Origin of the sequence: uncultured Campylobacter sp., assembly GCF_938002845.1 — a bacterium.
Taxonomy (GTDB): Bacteria; Campylobacterota; Campylobacteria; order Campylobacterales; family Campylobacteraceae; genus Campylobacter_B.
In genome coordinates this window covers 1-16,640 of record NZ_CALKZP010000004.1, presented here as the reverse complement: position 1 = coordinate 16,640, position 16,640 = coordinate 1, and the positions used below count along the sequence as shown (strand labels likewise).

Genomic DNA, 16,640 nt, shown 5'->3' with positions numbered 1-16,640 from the left:
TCGGTGCGAAACAGAATTGTGATTATACAAGAGCGATGCTTAAAGGGGGCTGAATGAAAGGAATTTAAACTAAATAAATTTTATGCTCGGCACGTGCTATAACTTCGCCGATGATAGCGCTACTAGCGTAGCCTGCGTTTTTTAAATTTGAAAGCGCTCGCGCCGCGTCCTTTTCCGCTACGGCAAGCAGAAGTCCGCCGCTGGTTTGTGCGTCGCAAAGCGTTATGTCCGGCTCGGAATCGACGCCCGGTGCGATAAATTTTAAATTTTTATAGCTTCCTGCGGGGATCAGTCCCTCATCAAGGCATTTGAGAACGCTTTTTAGAAGCGGAATTTTGCTAGGATAAATTTTAAAACTTACGCTCTCATTGATCATTTCAAGCGCGTGTCCAAGCAGTCCAAAGCCCGTCACGTCCGTTGCAGCGTGTATTTTTAAGCCTGCTAGCGCGCCCACGGCATAAAAATTTAACAAAATCATGCTCTCTACCGCGTCACGAAATTCTTCAAATTTAAGAAATTTCGCCTTAATAGCCGTAGCGATAATGCCCGTACCGAGAGGTTTTGTTAGGATCAGCAGGTCGCCTTCGCGCGCAGTGTTATTGCTCCAAAATTTACGCGGATCCACGCGCCCCGTGACGCTAAGCCCGTAATAAATTTCTGCAGTAGAGATGGTGTGGCCGCCTACCAAGACTCCTCCGCACTCTTTAATCTTGTCTTTGCCGCCACGCAGAATTTCGCGCAGAATTTCGTTTGAGAAATGACAATCGTCAAAACCCACGATGTTTAGGGCATTTATCACTTCGCCGCCCATTGCAAATACGTCGCTTAGGGAGTTTGCCGCCGCGATCTGTCCGAAGATAAACGGATCGTCCACTAAAGGAGTAATAAAATCGAGTGTCTGCACGAGCGCAAGATCGTCGCTTATACGAAATACGCTCGCATCTTCGTTGCTGCAGATTGACGAAAGCAGGCTTGCATTGGGCTCGATTAAATTTCCAAGATTTTCGGTTAGACCCGCCGGGTCAAGCTTGGCGGCTCAACCGGCGGCTGCAATAAATTTAGTTAGGTTAAAATCTCTGTAGATCATAGCTTGATTACTTCGTATTTCGATAGGACGTCCATGATTTCGTATGCATTTGAAATCTCGCCGATCGCGAGCTTATCGACCAGTTTGTAACCCTCTAGGCAGCTTCCGCAGCTTAAAATTTCAGCTCCCGCTTCGTTTAGCTTCTTGATCGCCTCAAAGCATTCGTGGCCGCGGTTGGTAGTTATGCGCACGGCGTTGTTTACGCAGATCACTTTCACTGGCTTTTCGTCTAAGCTTAGCGCTGCGCCTAAAAATTTAGCAAGCAGGCTTTTTCCGATCGGGCCGCTTCCGCACTGCTCCTCGTTTAGGAATATCACCTTGCCCCTTTTCGGCGCCGTGACATTACAATAAATATCGTCGATACTTTTGTCTTTCAGCTCGTCCGTTTTTACGGTTTTTATAAGCGTGTCGGCGCCCGCTTGTGAAATTTTCGCCTCAAAGCCGTTTTTAGCCAAAAAGCGTTTTATGTTTTCGCGCGGCGCTACGTCGTTTACTAAAATTTCTAAATTCTCTCCGATTTTTAGCTCGCCGAGAGCTTTTTTAGTGCGTAAAAGCGGCTCCGGGCAATTTAAATTGCGACAATCTAGTTGCATATGTAATCCTTAAAAATAAAATTCTTTGAACCTCAAAGCTAATGCGAGCCGCACGCAAGCAGGCCCGCATAAAATTTACCCAAGTTATAAGCGCGGGTACTTCGCTTCAAATTGCGATTTGGCGATCTGCCCCTTATCGAGCAGCTCGCGATACCAGTAGTGGTGAAGGACGTAAACTTCCTCCTCCGGCTTGTATCCGTCGATCATCGAGTGGATGGCACCGCTGATCGCAAAGACCGCCATATAGATATGCACAAGCAAAAATACCGCGCAGACCGCGCCCAAAAAATTATGAATAATCGCGCTTGCTCTTAAAATTTCGATCTGACTCATACCTAGCGCACTTCTCATCGCAGGGATATCGTAGTCTAGGAAAAACATTGACGCACCCGTCGCTATCATCACTATACCGCCTAAAGTCGCGACCCAAAACCATGCCTTTTGGCCTGCGTTAAATTTACCCGCAGGGATCGCGCGCTTCTTTTTGCTTAAATAGCCACCCACGATCATCATCCATTTTATATCGTAAGCTCGCGGTAGCATACGCCAAAACCACAGCAAGAACATCGGCACGACGGAGATGGCAAAGGCTATCGTAGCTAGCCCGTGAGCATTTTTACAAAACCTCACGAAAGCGCCGCCGCCGAATTCTTCGCCAAACATCATAATCAAGCCTGTCGGAACCAAGATCGCCCATGCCACGGCCGCTACGAGATGATATAGTCGCTCAAATTTATTAAATGCGTAGATCGGCTTGCCCGCGTGATGATCGAAGTGCTTCGGCCCTATGATCGCGTAGTGCCCAATAAAAGCTATGATTACGCCCAAAACCGCACCAAGAGCCAACCAAGCAAAAAAGCCCGAGCTTTGCAGATGTCCTTGAAATTGCAGAAAAATCGGGCCGAAGCCGTTGCCGTAGCTATCGATATTTTCAAGCCTTGCATTGCCCCAAACATCGCTATTTCCCTGCACGATATCGGCATATTTTTTCTCTTCGGCCTGCGCATAAATACAGGCGAAAAGCGCGAGAAACAATCTTTTCATGGATTTCCTTAGATATAAAATTCGAGCCGATTATATCATTTTTTGCAAAAAATTTTCTTATAAAGCAAAATTACATTTTTGCATTAAGTGCGGCGCTAGTTTCGCCTCGCATACTCGTCGTAGCCGAATTTTTTGATCATTAAAACCTCTCCGCGCTCATCTACCAGAACAAGATCGGGCAGCTTGATGCCGTTAAAGGTCGTATTTTTCACGATCGTGTAGTGAATCTGATCCTCGAAAATCACCCGATCGCCGATATTTAGCGGCGCGTCAAATTTATACTCGGGCTGCCCACTCTCAAGCCCCACGACATCGCCTGCGAGGCAGGTATTGCCGCCGAAGCGGTAGCTAAATTTACCGCTCTTACTCTCGCCGCGCACCGCAGGGCGATACGGCATCAGCACGGTATCGGGCATGTGCGCTTCAGAAGAGGCATCTAAAATAGCGATTTTAGCGCCGTTTTCCACAATATCAAGCACGCTAGCGACCAAATATCCGCACTCCCAGCCGACCGCTTCGCCGGGCTCAAGATAAATTTCGACTTCGTATTTTTCGCGAAATTTTTTGATCAGATCTATCAGCAGCTCTACATCGTAGCCTGCGCGCGTGATATGATGACCGCCGCCGAAATTTAGCCACTTTAGGCCTCTGAAATATTTGCTAAATTTCGCCTCGAAAACCTCAAGCACCCGCTCTAGGCTCTGAGCACTTTCTTCGCACAGCGCGTGAAAATGCAGCCCCGAGATGCCGCTCAGAAACTCGCCGTCTTGCAAGATCGCCCGCTGCAGCGCTTCAAGGCTCATCCCGAGCCTGCTAAAGCTGCCGCACGGATTGTAAGCGTCTTTGGGTGCGAAGGAGGTCTGCGGATTTAGCCGCAAGCCGCACGATGCGCCCGTAGCAAGCGCTTTTGCGCGATATTTTTGCCACTGCGCGGCGCTATTGAATACGACGTGATTTGAAATTTTTAAAATTTCATCCAAATCATCCTCTTTGAATGCGGGCGAGTATGTGTGGATTTCGCCGTTTTTGATAAATTCCGCGGCAAATTTTGCCTCGTGCAGGCCGCTGCAAGTGGCGCCCCAGAGATATCTGTCTACGTAAGGCATCGCGAAGCTAAACGCAAAGCCTTTTAGTGCGCATAGAATTTTTGCACCGCTTCGCTCGCCTACACCGCGTAAAATTTCTAAATTTTTTACCAGTTTTTGCTCCTCGCACACGTAAGCGGGGGTCGAAATTTCATCGATTTTCATCATTTTCCCTCATTAAATTTTTACGCAATTATATAAAATTTTATGAATTTTTAGTTAAAATCGCCCAATCTTTAAAAAAGGACAAAAATGGTAGAGGTAGAATTTTTAGGGCCGATCGGGCGCGAGCCCCTGCGCCTAAATGCAAACTCCTTGCAAGAGGTAAAAGCGGAGCTGCAAAAGGACGAAAGTCTGCGGGAGTGGCTCGCAAACTGCGCCGTAGCGGTAAACGATAAGATGATTTATGATGCGAATTTCGAGCTCAAATCCGGCGATCGCGTGAGCCTTCTGCCTCCCGTTTGCGGCGGCTAAGCTTAGGAGGCGGCGATGAGCGAGACTAAATTTAATCCAGAACTTTTAAGCGAGATCAAGCCTGAAATTTATGAGGGCAGCTTGGACGTGAACGCGATTTTATCGCGCTGGTACGCTAAATTTAAGGACGTAAATTGCGGCGCGTTCATCACCTTCGTAGGTATCGTGCGCGAAGAGGGCGGCATCTGCGCGCTGAGCTTCGATATATACGAGCCGATTTTGCGGACGTGGTTTGAAGCGTGGCAGCAAAAGGCCGCGGCACAGGGCGCATTCGTGCTTTTTGCACATGCAAACGGGAGTGTGCCGATTCACGAAAGCTCCTACGTCGCAGGCGTCGTAAGCCCACAGCGCAAGGTCGCTCTGGCGCTAATAAACGAGTTTGTGGAGGATTTCAAGGCGGCTGCGCCGATCTGGAAATACGACGTAAAGGGCGGCAAAATCGAGGGCGGCAAAGTAGTAGGCGGAGATAGGATCTATGCGGCGGATCGCTCGCAGAAAGTAAAAGGCGCAGGGCTTTTGAGCTAAATTTAAAAGCATGCGTTGTTTTATCCCCACAGGCTTGCTTCAATTCAATCAAATTTAATCAAAACAGAAATTGCGCCGACAAGCAAAATTCCGCTTAGAAAATACTGCAGAATTTCAAAATAAAGATTTTGTGTAAATTTAGCGGCTGAGGCTAAATTTAAAGCTCAAAATTTCAATCCAACTCCGTGCCCGCGCTCCTATAAGAATGGCAAGCGAAAACTAAAATTTCAAGTCTAAATTTATAGCAAATTTAATCAATCCAGTCGATGTGCTGCACAGCAAATAAAATGGCGCTATAATCGTCTTGTAAACCCGTGCGGCGTAAAATAAAATTTAAACCCAATTTCGCGCGCCGTATCCGTGAGCGCAAATGAAACGCAATACGATAAAATTTTAAAATTTCATTGCAAATAGCCATCTCTGCTAAGCGGCGGCTAAAATTTAAACACGCCTTTAGCTTCGGCGATGCGCTCGCTAAGGCTCGTAGCGGTATCTTCGCCGCTTGCTGCGCACTTAAAGATCGGCTCAAGCACCTCGGCAAAAAAGCCGTTTAGCCCCTCTTGCATGATCTGAGCGTTGTTTTGGTAGCGTCCTAGCCCCATAAATACGCCATGTCCAATCGCGCAGAGACCGCTTGCCTCATCGGCGATAAACTTATTCAGCGCCTTGCAAACCGCAACGACCGCGCTTGCATTTACGATCTCGCGATCTCTTAAATAATCCTCAAGCGCGCCGTAATCGCACTCGCATCTGATCCATCTAAACGCCTTTGCAATCGACGGCGAAACGCATTTGTGCTCACTTAGAGTGCATAGGACGTATAAATTTTTAGGCACTGCAAAATATGAGCGGCCATCCTTTAAAACGACGCTGGCGCGCGCTTTCTCGCCCTCTTCAAAGCCGTCGATTATGTGGGAGTTTTTCGTGCGGATCAGCGAAAGCTCGTCTTCCTCGTCGTAGCGACGATCCAAAAGCACCGCCGCCTCGCCAAAAATTTTATCCAACCTCGCAGCACTTGCATTGTCGATCAAAAAATAATACTCGCCCTTCGGATCGTTTAGCGCCTCTTTGCACAGCGCCTTAAACTCGCCGCTAATGAAGTTTTCGCCGTAAGATCCGTCGATGAAATCGCGGTATTCAAAGCCTTCGTGCAGGCAAACGTAGCGGAAATTTTTCGCCGCAAGTTTCTTTTCGGTGATCAAAGATCGCAGCCTACGGGTCTTGCCAGTACCGATCGCGCCGTAAAATATCGTATTTTTCGCTACCTCTTCGCTTTTGTAATTTTTGACGTATTCGAAAAATAGCGACGAATACACGATCCTAGCTGCGCCCACGACATCCTGCGGATACGGGGTAAATTCCGCGATAAATCGCGAACTTACTTCGTAAAATTCTTCAAAAATTTCAACCTTTTCGTCGTAGAGCAAGGATAAAATTTGCGCGGTCTCGTCGCGATAAACGAGCGTCGGAAACTCGTCGTTGCACTGCGCAAATATGCTAGCTAGCAGATAGAGCTTCTCGCGCGAAATTTGCGCAAAATCGCCGCCCTCGGCAAGCCCTAAATTTAGCATTCCGTCGTCGCTTAGATAGCTGTCGATCAGATAGAAATTATCGGCATTTATCGCGGATTTTAAAAATTCCATCAGCACGAAGGGCTGATTATGCAGCGCGACATCGAAAAAATCGATCGCCAAAGCGCTATCTACCGCCGTAAGAAGCCTGTAAAGCTCGTCGTAAAAATTGACTAGCTTTTGTTTGAAAATATCGCGAGCGGTGCGCTCCTGCGAATAGCTATTGAAATTTTTGACGATATTTTCGATAAAAACATAAAGCGAGACGATGTTTTTATCCTCGCCGCTAAGCACGCTATCTACGCTTTTTACGGCATTTTTAGGAAACAGCTCCTTTTTGCCGACGATACGGTCTTTAAAAGCGAAATCGTAATAAAACGCGCTGATATTGGAATCAAAAAACTGATCCATAAAGAAATACTCGGCGTGCGCGAACTTCTCGCCTAAAGATAAAATTTTGCAGCTTCTAAGATTGCCGTCGCTGAGATTTATATACAGAGTTTGCAAAAACTCGTTCTCGGTTTCATCAAAGCTTGCGAGGCAACGTTTGATCTCGCCTAAATACTTTGAAATCGAGGTTTGTTTTTTAAGCCAGAATTGGTTTTTGTTGTGATTTTTCCAGCTGGCGACCAGCGACTCTATCTTTTCCTTGCTAAAATCTTGCATGACTCATCCTTGTAAGATCAAAATTGTGTATTGTACTTGAATTTAAATAAATAATTAATAAAATCTGATCTCGCGACGGAGCGCGAAAGCAAATTTTATTAAATTTACGCGCCCGCGGCGGTAGGAAATTTTAAAATTTACTGCGCGCTAGATCTATCCGCGACCCTGCACCAACGGGACGAACTCGCAGGCGCCGAGCTCCTCTTCTTTGATCTCGCTTGGCGAAATTTTACTAAACCTAACGATCTTTTGCGAGCCGCCTCTATTCATCGGAGCGACCAAAATCCCGCCGATTGCCAGCTGTGCAAACAGCCGCTCGTCGATCCGCTCGGCGCACGCGGAAAGCAATATCCTATCGAAAGGAGCAAAATTTTTCCACCCCGCGTTGCCGTCGTCGTGGCGTAGGCTGATATTTGAAATCCCGAGATTTGCGAAGTGTCTTTTCGCCTCGCCTACCAGCCGCTCGACGCGCTCGACGGCAAAGACGCGGTGAACCATCCTGCTTAAAATCGCCGCTTGATAGCCGCTGCCGCAGCCGATCTCTAAAATTTTCTCGACCTTCGGATCCACGCTTAGCGCCATCGTCATGCGCGCGACCGTCAGCGGCGAGCTGATCCACTGGCTTGCCAAAATGGGCTGCGCGTTAAGGCTGAAAGCGTGCGCTCCGAGCGGGGCAAACTCGCTTCTAGCGACGCTGCAAAACGCCTCAAAAAGCGCCGGATTTAAGCTAACCTGCTCGGCGATGTCGTTCGCCATCTTTTCGCAGCGAAGCCGCTCTAGCGAGACCATAACGCGCTCCCGCCCGACCAGACGTTAAATTTAAAGCCGCAAAGGCTTTTGCTATGTTTAAATTCCAAACCAATAGAGCTTTTAAAAATGCCGCCAAAGTGCCCATTCCGCGCTAAAAGAGCATGAGTTGCGTTTTTTAAATACATAGCGCGGCTAAATTTCAAAAATTTTGCAGGTAATACGGCTTCTGCGCTTATCGCGCATCCAAACCATGCCGGACAAGTATCTGCAAAGTATCCGTGCCGCGATGCGGCAGAGCAAAATTTCAAACCGCAAAATCCGCTAAAAATCATCGAAACTCAAACTTCCTTTGCTGTAGTTCGTGACCTTGCTCTCGAAAAAGTTGCTCTTTTGATCGTTAAATTTAGAAAAATCATCAACCCATTTTATCGGATGTTTCGCGCCGTATCGCTTCTCAAGCCCGATGGCGAGCAGGCGCTGATCGACCAGGTAGTGGATGTATTCTTCGATGATGTCGTCCGTAAAGCCCATGATTTGGTTATCCGTGATGTATTTGCCCCAATCGATCTCTAAGTTCCCCGCCGTCTCGAACATCTCGTAAATTTTATCCACGTTGCGCTTATTAAACAGATCGGCGCGCTCCTTGCGGACGGAATTTATCATGTTTTGAAAGAGCAGCAGATGCGTGATCTCGTCGCGCTGTATGAAGCGGATCATCTGCGCGCTGCCTAGCATCTTGCCCGCGCGAGCAAGCGCATAGATCGAGGTAAAGCCGCTGTAGAAGTAGATCCCTTCTAAAATTTGATTTGCCACCATCGCTAGCAGCAGCTTATCGTCGCTAACCTCGCCCGCGAGCTCCTCATAGACGCTTGAGATATAGTCGTTTTTCCTGCGAAGCATATCGTCGTGCTTCTCCATCTCGTAAATCAGATCAGTATTTTCACAGATCGCCTCGACCATGACGGCGTAGGATTTGCTGTGGTTGGCCTCCTCGTAGGCTTGGCGAGCGAGCACGGCGTTGATCTCCGGAGCCGTGATGTAGGGGTTGATATTATCGGCGAGATTGTTGGTCTGAAAGCTATCCATCGATATCAGCTGGCTCCACACGAGATCGTACATCCGCTTCTCGGCGCTTGTGAGATTGAAGTTATAATCGCGCACGTCGTCGGTGGTATCGACCTCTTTAGGAAACCAAGTGTTGGCCTCCATCAGATCCCAAAGTTTCAGCGCCCATTGATATTTCGCCTTGGTAAAATTTAAAATGCCCTGCGGATTGCCGCCGAAAACCTTACGATCGGTAAGGGTCTCGTCAGAGAAGGGGTTGTAGATTTTTTTCCTATCCATTTTTTGCCTTTTTAAAAATTTCGGCGTATTTTAGCCAAAGCAAGCTAAATTTACCTTTTGTTTTGAAGCGGCAATGGCTACGCGGCGTGAAATTTGGCGAGAAGTTAAATTTACGCGGTATAAAATTTAAAGCCCTTGATAAACATAGAATTTTACGTCGCAAGCGAAGCGGAATTTAAACATAGCAAGCGGCGGCAAGATAAATTTTAAAGCTTCCCGCAAGGCGAAATTTATCGCAGCTCAATATACGCCAAACAATGCGCGGCGCGCTAAATAAAATTTCATCGCATTCATCGCGACAAGACGCGCGCGACGGCGCAAATTTAATCAAAATTTCGAAGCTCTATCTTTAGCTCGGTACGAATTTTGCTCGGATCAAAGCTCGCAAGCGGCGCGTCTAAATGGCCAAAATTATCGCCGGTAGGCAGGAAGTTTTGCAGATAATAAACGCCGCGGTAGCCCTCGCTGTATAGAATTTGCGCCATCTGCTCGATCTTTGCTTCGTTTAAAAAATCCGCATGCACGGTCGTGCGCACCTCAAATTTAAAATTTTGCCGCAGCAAAAGCCTAAGAGTTTGCAGAAATTTATCATATAAGCTTGACTTCGTGATGAGCTCAAAATCCTGCCGCGACCCCTTAAAATCAAGTGCAATATAATCGATCAGCCCTAAGTTTAGCGCCTCTTCGATCTTTTGTGGATTTGAGCCGTTGGTATCAACCTTGAGCAAAAAGCCGCGCCGCTTAACTTCGTGCGCCAGCGGGATAAAATCGCTCGCACAGGTGCATTCGCCGCCGCTAAATACGATGCCCTGAAGCTTGCCCGCGCGCGCATCCAAAAAGCGCAGAAACTCTTCGTTTGAAATTTTACCCCCTGAAGTAACGATTTGGGGGTTGTAGCAGTAGATGCAGCGCATATTGCAGCCGCAAAACCACGCAATCGCGGCGATGTGATCAGCAAAATCAAGCATCGTAAACGGCGTAATCTCATAAATCTGCGCATTACGCAGGTTTAAGGCTTGCGGCGGCTTCGTATGCGTTTGTTGCATTTGGCCGGTAGCGGCGACTAGGCGATCTGCTTTTTGTCTTTTTTCTCTTCAAAAAAGACGCGCTCTTTGTGTTCGCCCTTTTTTCCGATATTAAAGCTCTCTACGGGGCGCAAATAGCCCATTACTCTCGTATAAACTACGCATTTTGTGCGTTTTACTTCTAACTCTTTTGGAAATTCCATTCTCCATCCTTTCATTAAGATTAAAATTTAAATCGCTATTTAGGCGCCCTTGCTCTGCTTGGCTTTATATTCCGCCAGCAGCTCCTCGTCACATTTCGGGCAGTATTCATGCTCGCCGCTGATGTAGCCGTGCTTATGGCAGACGCTAAAAATCGGCGTGATCGTGATATAAGGAAGCTTATAGTTTTGCACTACGCTTTTTACGAGCTGTTTGCACGCCTGAGCCGAACTGATACGCTCCTTCATATACAGATGCAGCACCGTGCCGCCGGTATAGGAGCTTTGCAGCTCGTCCTGCATCGCCAGCGCCTCAAACGGATCGCTTCCGAAATTTGCCGGAAGCTGCGTCGAATTGGTGTAGTATATATTTTTATCAAACCCCGCTTGGATGATGTCTGAGTAGCGCTTCTTATCCTCTTTGGCGAAGCGATACGTAGTTCCCTCGGCAGGCGTGGCTTCGAGATTGTATAAATTTCCAGTCTGTTCTTGAAACGAGCGGATCTTCTCGCGCAGATATTCAACCATTTTAAGGGCAAATTTACGCCCGAATTCCGTCGTAATATCTTCTTTATTGCCGCTGAAATTTCGGATCATCTCGTTTGCACCGTTGATACCGATGGTACTGAAATGGTTGTTAAAGCCCGGCAGATAGCGCTTCGTATATGGATACAAACCGCGCTCAAACATCTCGGTTACAAATTTTCGCTTCTTTTCAAGCGTTGATTTAGCAAGCTCTAAAAGTTCATCCAGCCTCGCATACAGCGCCTCTTCGTTATTTTTATACAGATAGCCTAGGCGAGCTAAATTTATCGTTACGACGCCGATGCTTCCCGTCATCTCCGCGCTTCCGAAAAGCCCTCCGCCGCGCTTTAGAAGCTCGCGCAGATCGAGCTGCAAGCGGCAGCACATCGAGCGTACGGCGCCAGGCTTATACGCCTTTGGATTGGGTACGCGCTCGCCCTTTTCATTCGTGATATATTGCGAGCCGATAAAATTTTGAAAATAACTGGAGCCTACCTTGGCGGTGTTTTCAAAAACCGCGTCGGCTGCAGGAGTATCCCAATCAAACTCCTCCGTTAAATTTACCGTAGGAATCGGGAAGGTAAACGGCTGACCGCACTTATCGCCCGTCGTTAAAACCTCGTAAAACGCTATCACGATGCGGTTCATCTCAGGCTCGAAATCGCCGTAAGTCATCGCCTCGAGCGAGTCCTTACCGCGCCTTTTAGCTTCGGCCAAAAGCTCATCGTCGTGTAAATTTTTAAACAGATGCTCGTTATTATGCGTAGGGATCTGCGTTTTTAGATCATCCGGGCAGGTCATATCGATGGTGACATTGGTAAACGGGCTCTGCCCCCAGCGCGCCGGAACGTTTAGGTTGAACACGAAGCTAGTGATCGCCTTTTTAACCTCATCGTCGCTTAATTTATCCCGGAAAACGTATGGCGCCAGATAGGTGTCAAAGCTACTAAACGCCTGCGCGCCCGCCCACTCGCTTTGTAAAATTCCAAGGAAATTTGCCATCTGATACAGCGCTTCGCGGAAATGCTTCGGCGCCTTGCTTTCGACTCTGCCGCGCACGCCGTTAAAGCCCTCGTTTAGAAGCACACGCAAGCTCCAGCCCGCGCAATACGCCGTAAGGCAGTCCAGATCGTGGATATGATAGTCGCCGTTTCGGTGTGCCGCGCCCTCCTCGCGAGAGTAAATTTTATCTAGCCAGTAGTTTGCAATGACCTTGCCGGCGGTGTTATTGATAAGACCCGCGTTTGAGTAGCTGGTATTGGAATTTGCCAAAATTCGCCAATCCTGCTTGCTGATATATTCATTGACCGTCTGGGTGCAGTTGATATATGTCGTATCCTCCTCAAGCCCCAAAATGTGCTCACGCTGCATCTTGTGCGTGTGGCGATAGATCATAAAGCTTTTCAAAACGGCGAAATCGCCCGCTTCGAAGAGCTTTTTCTCGATGAGATCCTGAATATCTTCTACGCTTAATTTATCCTTAAAAACGATCGCGCCCATTACGTTATCAAAAACCTTTTCGTCAAACTCGGTACCGACGCTTTTGTAGGCTTTTTTGATAGCATCTTTTATTTTGTAGGATTGAAATTCTTGAAAACTTCCGTCTCTTTTAATGATTCTCTTCATAATAACCCCGCGAATTTTCTGAATAAATTGGCAGAAAGTATATCAAGGAATCTTTAACTCAAAATTAAAGGAACGAGCGGAATATCCGTTACAAATTTTGCTTATAAAAAACGAAATTTAACCAAATCTCGCTATAATCGCAGAGTTTATTTTATAAAATTTGGAAATGCTATGAAAAATTTTAAAATAAGTTTTTTCGTGATTTTACTATGTGTCTTTTTAGCAGGCTGCGCTGCGCTTAAAGGCTCTAAAAGCACGGATAATTCGGCGCTTACCGGAGGCATCGATCACGCAGGATATCCAAACGCATATCTGGAGCGCATTGCAGGCGAAAGCATCGCTGATCTACTCTCAAAGCGTATTGTCGGCAAGAAAGGCGGTAAATTTAGTGTCGTCGGCATCGAACCACTGGACGGGACGAACGCGCACGGCGTAGATGCGGAATTTTTGAGCAAAAAAATTAGAATTTCGCTGCTGCATTCAGGCAAAGCAGTCGTCACCGACGCTCCAAGTAAAGATGAGCTCGTATTTAGCAACGATGGCGTAAGCCGTGGCTATCACGCCGTAGAAAGCGGCTCGATCTACGCGCCGGATTACATATTGGTAGGTAAAATTTTACCGCAAAGCCCCACTACGACAAACGACGGTAAGGCAGGATCTAAAAAACTAAAAAGCTTAAATTCTGCATCTAAAAATTCTACCGTACAAGCAAGCGAAAGCCTACTTTTAGAGCTTTCGATGATAGATACTCGCAACAACAAAAGCGTGTGGAAATATAAAAAAGCGCTTCAAAAGCAAATTTAAGGAATTTTTCGCTAAACTCACAATTCATTTTTTTGAAAGGCGGTGAGGAAAGTGCCTGGAGTAAAGGTATATCCGAACGAATCATTTGACGAAGCTTACAGACGCTTTAAAAAGCAGACCGATCGTAACCTAGTCGTTACCGAGGTTCGCGCGAGACGATTTTTTGAGCCGATGACGGAAGTCCGCAAAAAGCAAAAAATTTCAGCTCGCAAAAAGATGCTTAAACGTCTTTACACGCTACGTCGCTACGAGTCACGCTTGTAGCGGTTTGCGCGGATTTGCGGATTTTAAATTTGCAGGTCTGCGCGAAATTTTATCTCACATCTTTTTTAAATTTACAGCCCGCTTAAAATTTTACCCGCCGCGTCAGCGCCGAAATTCCGATCTAAATTTTAAAATTTATCTAATTAAATTTACCCGATTTACCCGCCTTTTTGCGGCATCTGCTTTATACAACATATCCGCCGGCGAGCCGCTAAATTTTGAAATTTATTTTTACCTATTCGTTTTTTAGATATACTTTTGCTAAATTTTAAAGGAGCAACCATGGACTTAAACGACTACCTCCACACTCAAGGACAGCAGCCCTCAAACCCTCAAGAAAAAGAAGTAGCACTCATCAAATACACCTTCATCGCAGCCTGCGCCTTAAAAGCTATAGCCGAATTAGTGCTATTGCTATTAGGAATTTACGGCGGATTGGGAGTATTACTAAGCGCAGCGGCATTCGTGCTTTTTATCTTTAGCGTTTATAATATCTCTAAACTTACTGCAAGCCGCAGTCTTTTGCGTAACGCAGCCATTGCCTTTGCGGCGATATTTATAGGCGTATTGTTATTTATATTTTTAGCGGGCGGCATCATCGCTCAAATACTACTTGCATTGGGATTCATCGCATCGTTTCTGTTTTTTTATAGATTTTATCAGGAGCTTGCCGATACTAGCGGAGTTGCGATATTTTCATATTGCTTTATCGCGCTTGTACTTGCTGCTATTGCAAATGCGTTTTTGGCGCGTTTTTCACTGCCTGCTACGGTGCTACTAAGCTTAGCGGCTCTTGCGCTTAACGCTTTTGCTATGTTCAGCGTAGAGGGTTTTTCTCGTTCGTATTATTCTTATGATCTTAGAGGCAAGAGATAAATTTTGATTGCTTGATCGGTTGTGAAAAGACCAGCAAAGAGCTAATTTTTAAAATTTCAAATTAAGGAGCAAGCCGTGGTCTATTTCAAACACATATTTCTCGCGCTGTTTTGCGGGGCGCTATTTTGCGGGGCGCTTTACGGCGAAAATCCAAATAAAATTTCAAAACAAAATTTTAAATCCGACTTCATCTGGGGCGTTACGATCGACGACGGCTGGTACGATGACGCGCAAGACGCCGCAGGCGCGAAGCTGCAAAGCATCGTGCGCGCCCTGCAAGCCCTACCCGTAAAGCCGACCGTGCGCGTCGTGATGTCAAAAGATATCGCTCCGCGCGAGTACGAGCCTCTTTTTAGGCGGCTTAGCGAGGTTTCGTACGTGATGGCCTGCCCCGTGGACTCCTACGAGATGAGCTCATACAAAAGCGTGAAAAGTTACGAAAAGAGATTCGCGGACGCCTTCGCCGCGCTCGCGCCCTACGTCGCGATCTGGGAGATCGGCAACGAAATAAACGGCGAGGGCTGGCTCGGGGACGATGCGAATTTCATCGCCGCTAAGATGATCGCGGCCTTCGAGTTCATCCACAAGAAAGGCGCTAAAACGGCGCTTACGGCGTATTATACACCGAGCGGAGTACAAAAAATAGAAATGCGCGAGTGGCTGCAAAAATTCGTGCCGCAGGATATGAAAGGGGGGCTGGATTATCTTTTCGTAAGCTACTACGAAGACGACAATGAGGGCTTTGCGCCCGATTGGAGCGAAATTTTTACAGATCTGCAAAGCGCCTTTCCCGCTTCGAAGCTCGGCATCGGCGAGTGCGGAAATACCGCGTCGGACGCTACGCAGGTGAGCAGAAAGGCGATGATGAGGCGGTATTATACGATGCCGCGCTACGTGAAAAACTACGTGGGCGGGTATTTTTGGTGGTATTTCGTACAAGACTGCGCCAGCGGAACGGGACCCGGCGCCTCAAACGGCAAAAATCGCGGCGCACGCGATAAGACGGAAGCCGCGGACGAGCTGCTAAAAAGCCTTAGCGAAGCAATAGATGAGGCGTACAGATAATACGCGGAGGATTTCAAATTTAAAGCAAAATTTTATGCTTTTTAGGTGCAACGAGGTAAAATTTGGACATGAAAACTTTTATAAAAATTTTAAAAATTACCGCCTTGGTCGTGAGCGTTGCATGCGTGCTTTTTGTGCTGTATATATTTGTGATTTTAAATTTGCTTTTTTCATCCGATACGCCCGAGGGTTGCGATCCTAGTATGCCCACTAGCGCTTGCGATTATATCGATGAAAAATTTGAAAAAGAGCTGCAAAATTTGCCCCCGGTCGCCGCTCTGCCGCCCTTAGACAAAAGGCCTGTATTTTGGCTAGGCAAAGGCGATTTTGCGAAGGGCGCGGAGTTTGATTACCTATATATCAAGGACGAATTCGGAGTTTGGCTTAGATACAAAGATAATGACAGCGACGACTTTTTGCTACAAAAAGATATGCCAGGGCGCTACTATGGATACGACGAGATCGATCGTTCGCCGGACGAAAGGTGGGTAAGTGGAGAGCTTGGATATTATAGCTACGGCATCTACGATATTTCGCTTTTTGAAAATGAAGCCAAGATATTTTCTCAAACGGCGCATAAGGTCGTGAGGAAATTTATCGGTTTCTTTAATCTACACTCTATGAGGGGCACATCTTTTGCAGCTCCGCAAGGCACCGAGGAAAATTTAAACGCTATAAGCGAGCTTCAAACTCCGCTTGCGGATTTTCCGCAAAAGCAGAACTACTCTGCGCTTGGTTGGGCTGATAAACCAGAAGCCAGAGGCCATGTCGGAGATGAAATAGCCAAAAAACTCGCTCGCAACGTCTTTGAGATAGAGGGCGATGGGTGGCGACAGACCATCCGTATAAACAGCCGCGCCAAAGATATAAAGGTAATCTGCGGAGATGAAATTTGCCTCGCGCTTGCCTTTGATGAGAGCGAAATCAATAGCTGCGATAACGACGCTGCATCCACGGCAATTCATACGCTAAATTTAAAGCAAAAATTTAGCAATTTTCATATGCTTACTAGTAGGAATTTTAACTACGTAAAGCTCGGCGATAAGTATACTTTAGACGATGTGGAATCCTTTAAAATAGTTTTATCGAGATTCAGATATATCGAGGGGTATAACA

15 protein-coding genes and 1 pseudogene are annotated in these 16,640 nt (G+C 46.9%); 7 read left to right on the top strand and 9 right to left on the bottom strand.

The window, feature by feature from the left end; genetic code table 11:
• Positions 1–64: 64 nt before the first annotated feature.
• The 4 genes from selD to nspC all read right to left on the bottom strand — a co-directional run bounded on the left by selD (position 65) and on the right by nspC (position 3,977).
• Entirely contained in the window at positions 65–1,084 is a 1,020-nt protein-coding gene (gene selD, locus Q0224_RS00315) for a selenide, water dikinase SelD (RefSeq protein ID WP_297948036.1), read from the bottom strand.
• A complete protein-coding gene (gene yedF, locus Q0224_RS00310; RefSeq protein WP_297948035.1) occupies positions 1,084–1,680 on the bottom strand; it encodes a sulfurtransferase-like selenium metabolism protein YedF in 597 nt (198 codons plus the stop codon). The genes selD and yedF overlap by 1 nt, the downstream gene beginning before the upstream one ends.
• Positions 1,681–1,764: 84 nt before the next feature.
• Entirely contained in the window at positions 1,765–2,724 is a 960-nt protein-coding gene (locus Q0224_RS00305) for a formate dehydrogenase subunit gamma (RefSeq protein ID WP_297901892.1), read from the bottom strand.
• A gap of 95 nt (positions 2,725–2,819) precedes the next feature.
• On the bottom strand, positions 2,820–3,977 hold the full coding sequence (gene nspC, locus Q0224_RS00300; protein WP_297948032.1) for a carboxynorspermidine decarboxylase: 1,158 nt from the start codon (positions 3,975–3,977) through the stop codon (positions 2,820–2,822).
• Positions 3,978–4,061: 84 nt separating this feature from the next.
• Here nspC and Q0224_RS00295 point away from each other — a divergent pair, with 84 nt between their 5' ends.
• A complete protein-coding gene (locus Q0224_RS00295) occupies positions 4,062–4,283 on the top strand; it encodes a MoaD/ThiS family protein (RefSeq protein ID WP_297948029.1) in 222 nt (73 codons plus the stop codon).
• Between the two features lie 15 nt (positions 4,284–4,298).
• Entirely contained in the window at positions 4,299–4,808 is a 510-nt protein-coding gene (locus Q0224_RS00290) for a molybdenum cofactor biosynthesis protein MoaE (RefSeq protein WP_297948023.1), read from the top strand.
• Positions 4,809–5,242: 434 nt separating this feature from the next.
• Here the strand turns inward: Q0224_RS00290 and Q0224_RS00285 are convergent, their stop codons facing one another.
• From Q0224_RS00285 to Q0224_RS00265, 5 genes and pseudogenes are all read right to left on the bottom strand, one after another.
• Positions 5,243–7,045, bottom strand: coding sequence for a hypothetical protein (locus Q0224_RS00285; protein ID WP_297948020.1), 1,803 nt, complete (start codon positions 7,043–7,045; stop codon positions 5,243–5,245).
• Between the two features lie 153 nt (positions 7,046–7,198).
• Entirely contained in the window at positions 7,199–7,834 is a 636-nt protein-coding gene (locus Q0224_RS00280; RefSeq protein ID WP_297896800.1) for a protein-L-isoaspartate(D-aspartate) O-methyltransferase, read from the bottom strand.
• A gap of 282 nt (positions 7,835–8,116) precedes the next feature.
• Positions 8,117–9,139 (bottom strand): ribonucleotide-diphosphate reductase subunit beta, encoded by a 1,023-nt coding sequence (locus tag Q0224_RS00275; protein ID WP_177387058.1) that lies wholly within the window; start codon positions 9,137–9,139, stop codon positions 8,117–8,119.
• A gap of 323 nt (positions 9,140–9,462) precedes the next feature.
• Positions 9,463–10,185, bottom strand: a complete 723-nt coding sequence (locus tag Q0224_RS00270; RefSeq protein ID WP_297948017.1) for an anaerobic ribonucleoside-triphosphate reductase activating protein — start codon at positions 10,183–10,185, stop codon at positions 9,463–9,465.
• A 17-nt stretch (positions 10,186–10,202) separates the two neighbouring features.
• Positions 10,203–12,515, bottom strand: a pseudogene (locus Q0224_RS00265) (ribonucleoside triphosphate reductase).
• Positions 12,516–12,686: 171 nt separating this feature from the next.
• Here Q0224_RS00265 and Q0224_RS00260 point away from each other — a divergent pair.
• The 5 genes from Q0224_RS00260 to Q0224_RS00240 form a co-directional block, all read left to right on the top strand.
• Positions 12,687–13,319, top strand: a complete 633-nt coding sequence (locus tag Q0224_RS00260) for a hypothetical protein (RefSeq protein WP_297948014.1) — start codon at positions 12,687–12,689, stop codon at positions 13,317–13,319.
• 51 nt (positions 13,320–13,370) lie between these two features.
• Positions 13,371–13,583, top strand: coding sequence for a 30S ribosomal protein S21 (rpsU, locus tag Q0224_RS00255; RefSeq protein ID WP_005869392.1), 213 nt, complete (start codon positions 13,371–13,373; stop codon positions 13,581–13,583).
• A 282-nt stretch (positions 13,584–13,865) separates the two neighbouring features.
• Positions 13,866–14,459, top strand: a complete 594-nt coding sequence (locus tag Q0224_RS00250) for a hypothetical protein (protein ID WP_297922532.1) — start codon at positions 13,866–13,868, stop codon at positions 14,457–14,459.
• 75 nt (positions 14,460–14,534) lie between these two features.
• A complete protein-coding gene (locus Q0224_RS00245) occupies positions 14,535–15,524 on the top strand; it encodes a hypothetical protein (protein WP_297948011.1) in 990 nt (329 codons plus the stop codon).
• Positions 15,525–15,592: 68 nt separating this feature from the next.
• Positions 15,593–16,640: hypothetical protein (locus tag Q0224_RS00240; protein WP_297948009.1), on the top strand; the 1,048-nt coding region annotated here is incomplete at its 3' end.

What these genes read in the sequence shown, in the direction of transcription:
- yedF (WP_297948035.1), bottom strand. Translation starts at nt 1,680, where the DNA reads ATGCAACTAGATTGTCGCAATTTAAATTGCCCGGAGCCGCTTTTACGC.
- Q0224_RS00305 (WP_297901892.1), bottom strand. Translation starts at nt 2,724, where the DNA reads ATGAAAAGATTGTTTCTCGCGCTTTTCGCCTGTATTTATGCGCAGGCC.
- nspC (WP_297948032.1), bottom strand. Translation starts at nt 3,977, where the DNA reads ATGATGAAAATCGATGAAATTTCGACCCCCGCTTACGTGTGCGAGGAG.
- Q0224_RS00295 (WP_297948029.1), top strand. Translation starts at nt 4,062, where the DNA reads ATGGTAGAGGTAGAATTTTTAGGGCCGATCGGGCGCGAGCCCCTGCGC.
- Q0224_RS00290 (WP_297948023.1), top strand. Translation starts at nt 4,299, where the DNA reads ATGAGCGAGACTAAATTTAATCCAGAACTTTTAAGCGAGATCAAGCCT.
- Q0224_RS00285 (WP_297948020.1), bottom strand. Translation starts at nt 7,045, where the DNA reads ATGCAAGATTTTAGCAAGGAAAAGATAGAGTCGCTGGTCGCCAGCTGG.
- Q0224_RS00280 (WP_297896800.1), bottom strand. Translation starts at nt 7,834, where the DNA reads ATGGTCTCGCTAGAGCGGCTTCGCTGCGAAAAGATGGCGAACGACATC.
- Q0224_RS00275 (WP_177387058.1), bottom strand. Translation starts at nt 9,139, where the DNA reads ATGGATAGGAAAAAAATCTACAACCCCTTCTCTGACGAGACCCTTACC.
- Q0224_RS00270 (WP_297948017.1), bottom strand. Translation starts at nt 10,185, where the DNA reads ATGCAACAAACGCATACGAAGCCGCCGCAAGCCTTAAACCTGCGTAAT.
- Q0224_RS00260 (WP_297948014.1), top strand. Translation starts at nt 12,687, where the DNA reads ATGAAAAATTTTAAAATAAGTTTTTTCGTGATTTTACTATGTGTCTTT.
- Q0224_RS00250 (WP_297922532.1), top strand. Translation starts at nt 13,866, where the DNA reads ATGGACTTAAACGACTACCTCCACACTCAAGGACAGCAGCCCTCAAAC.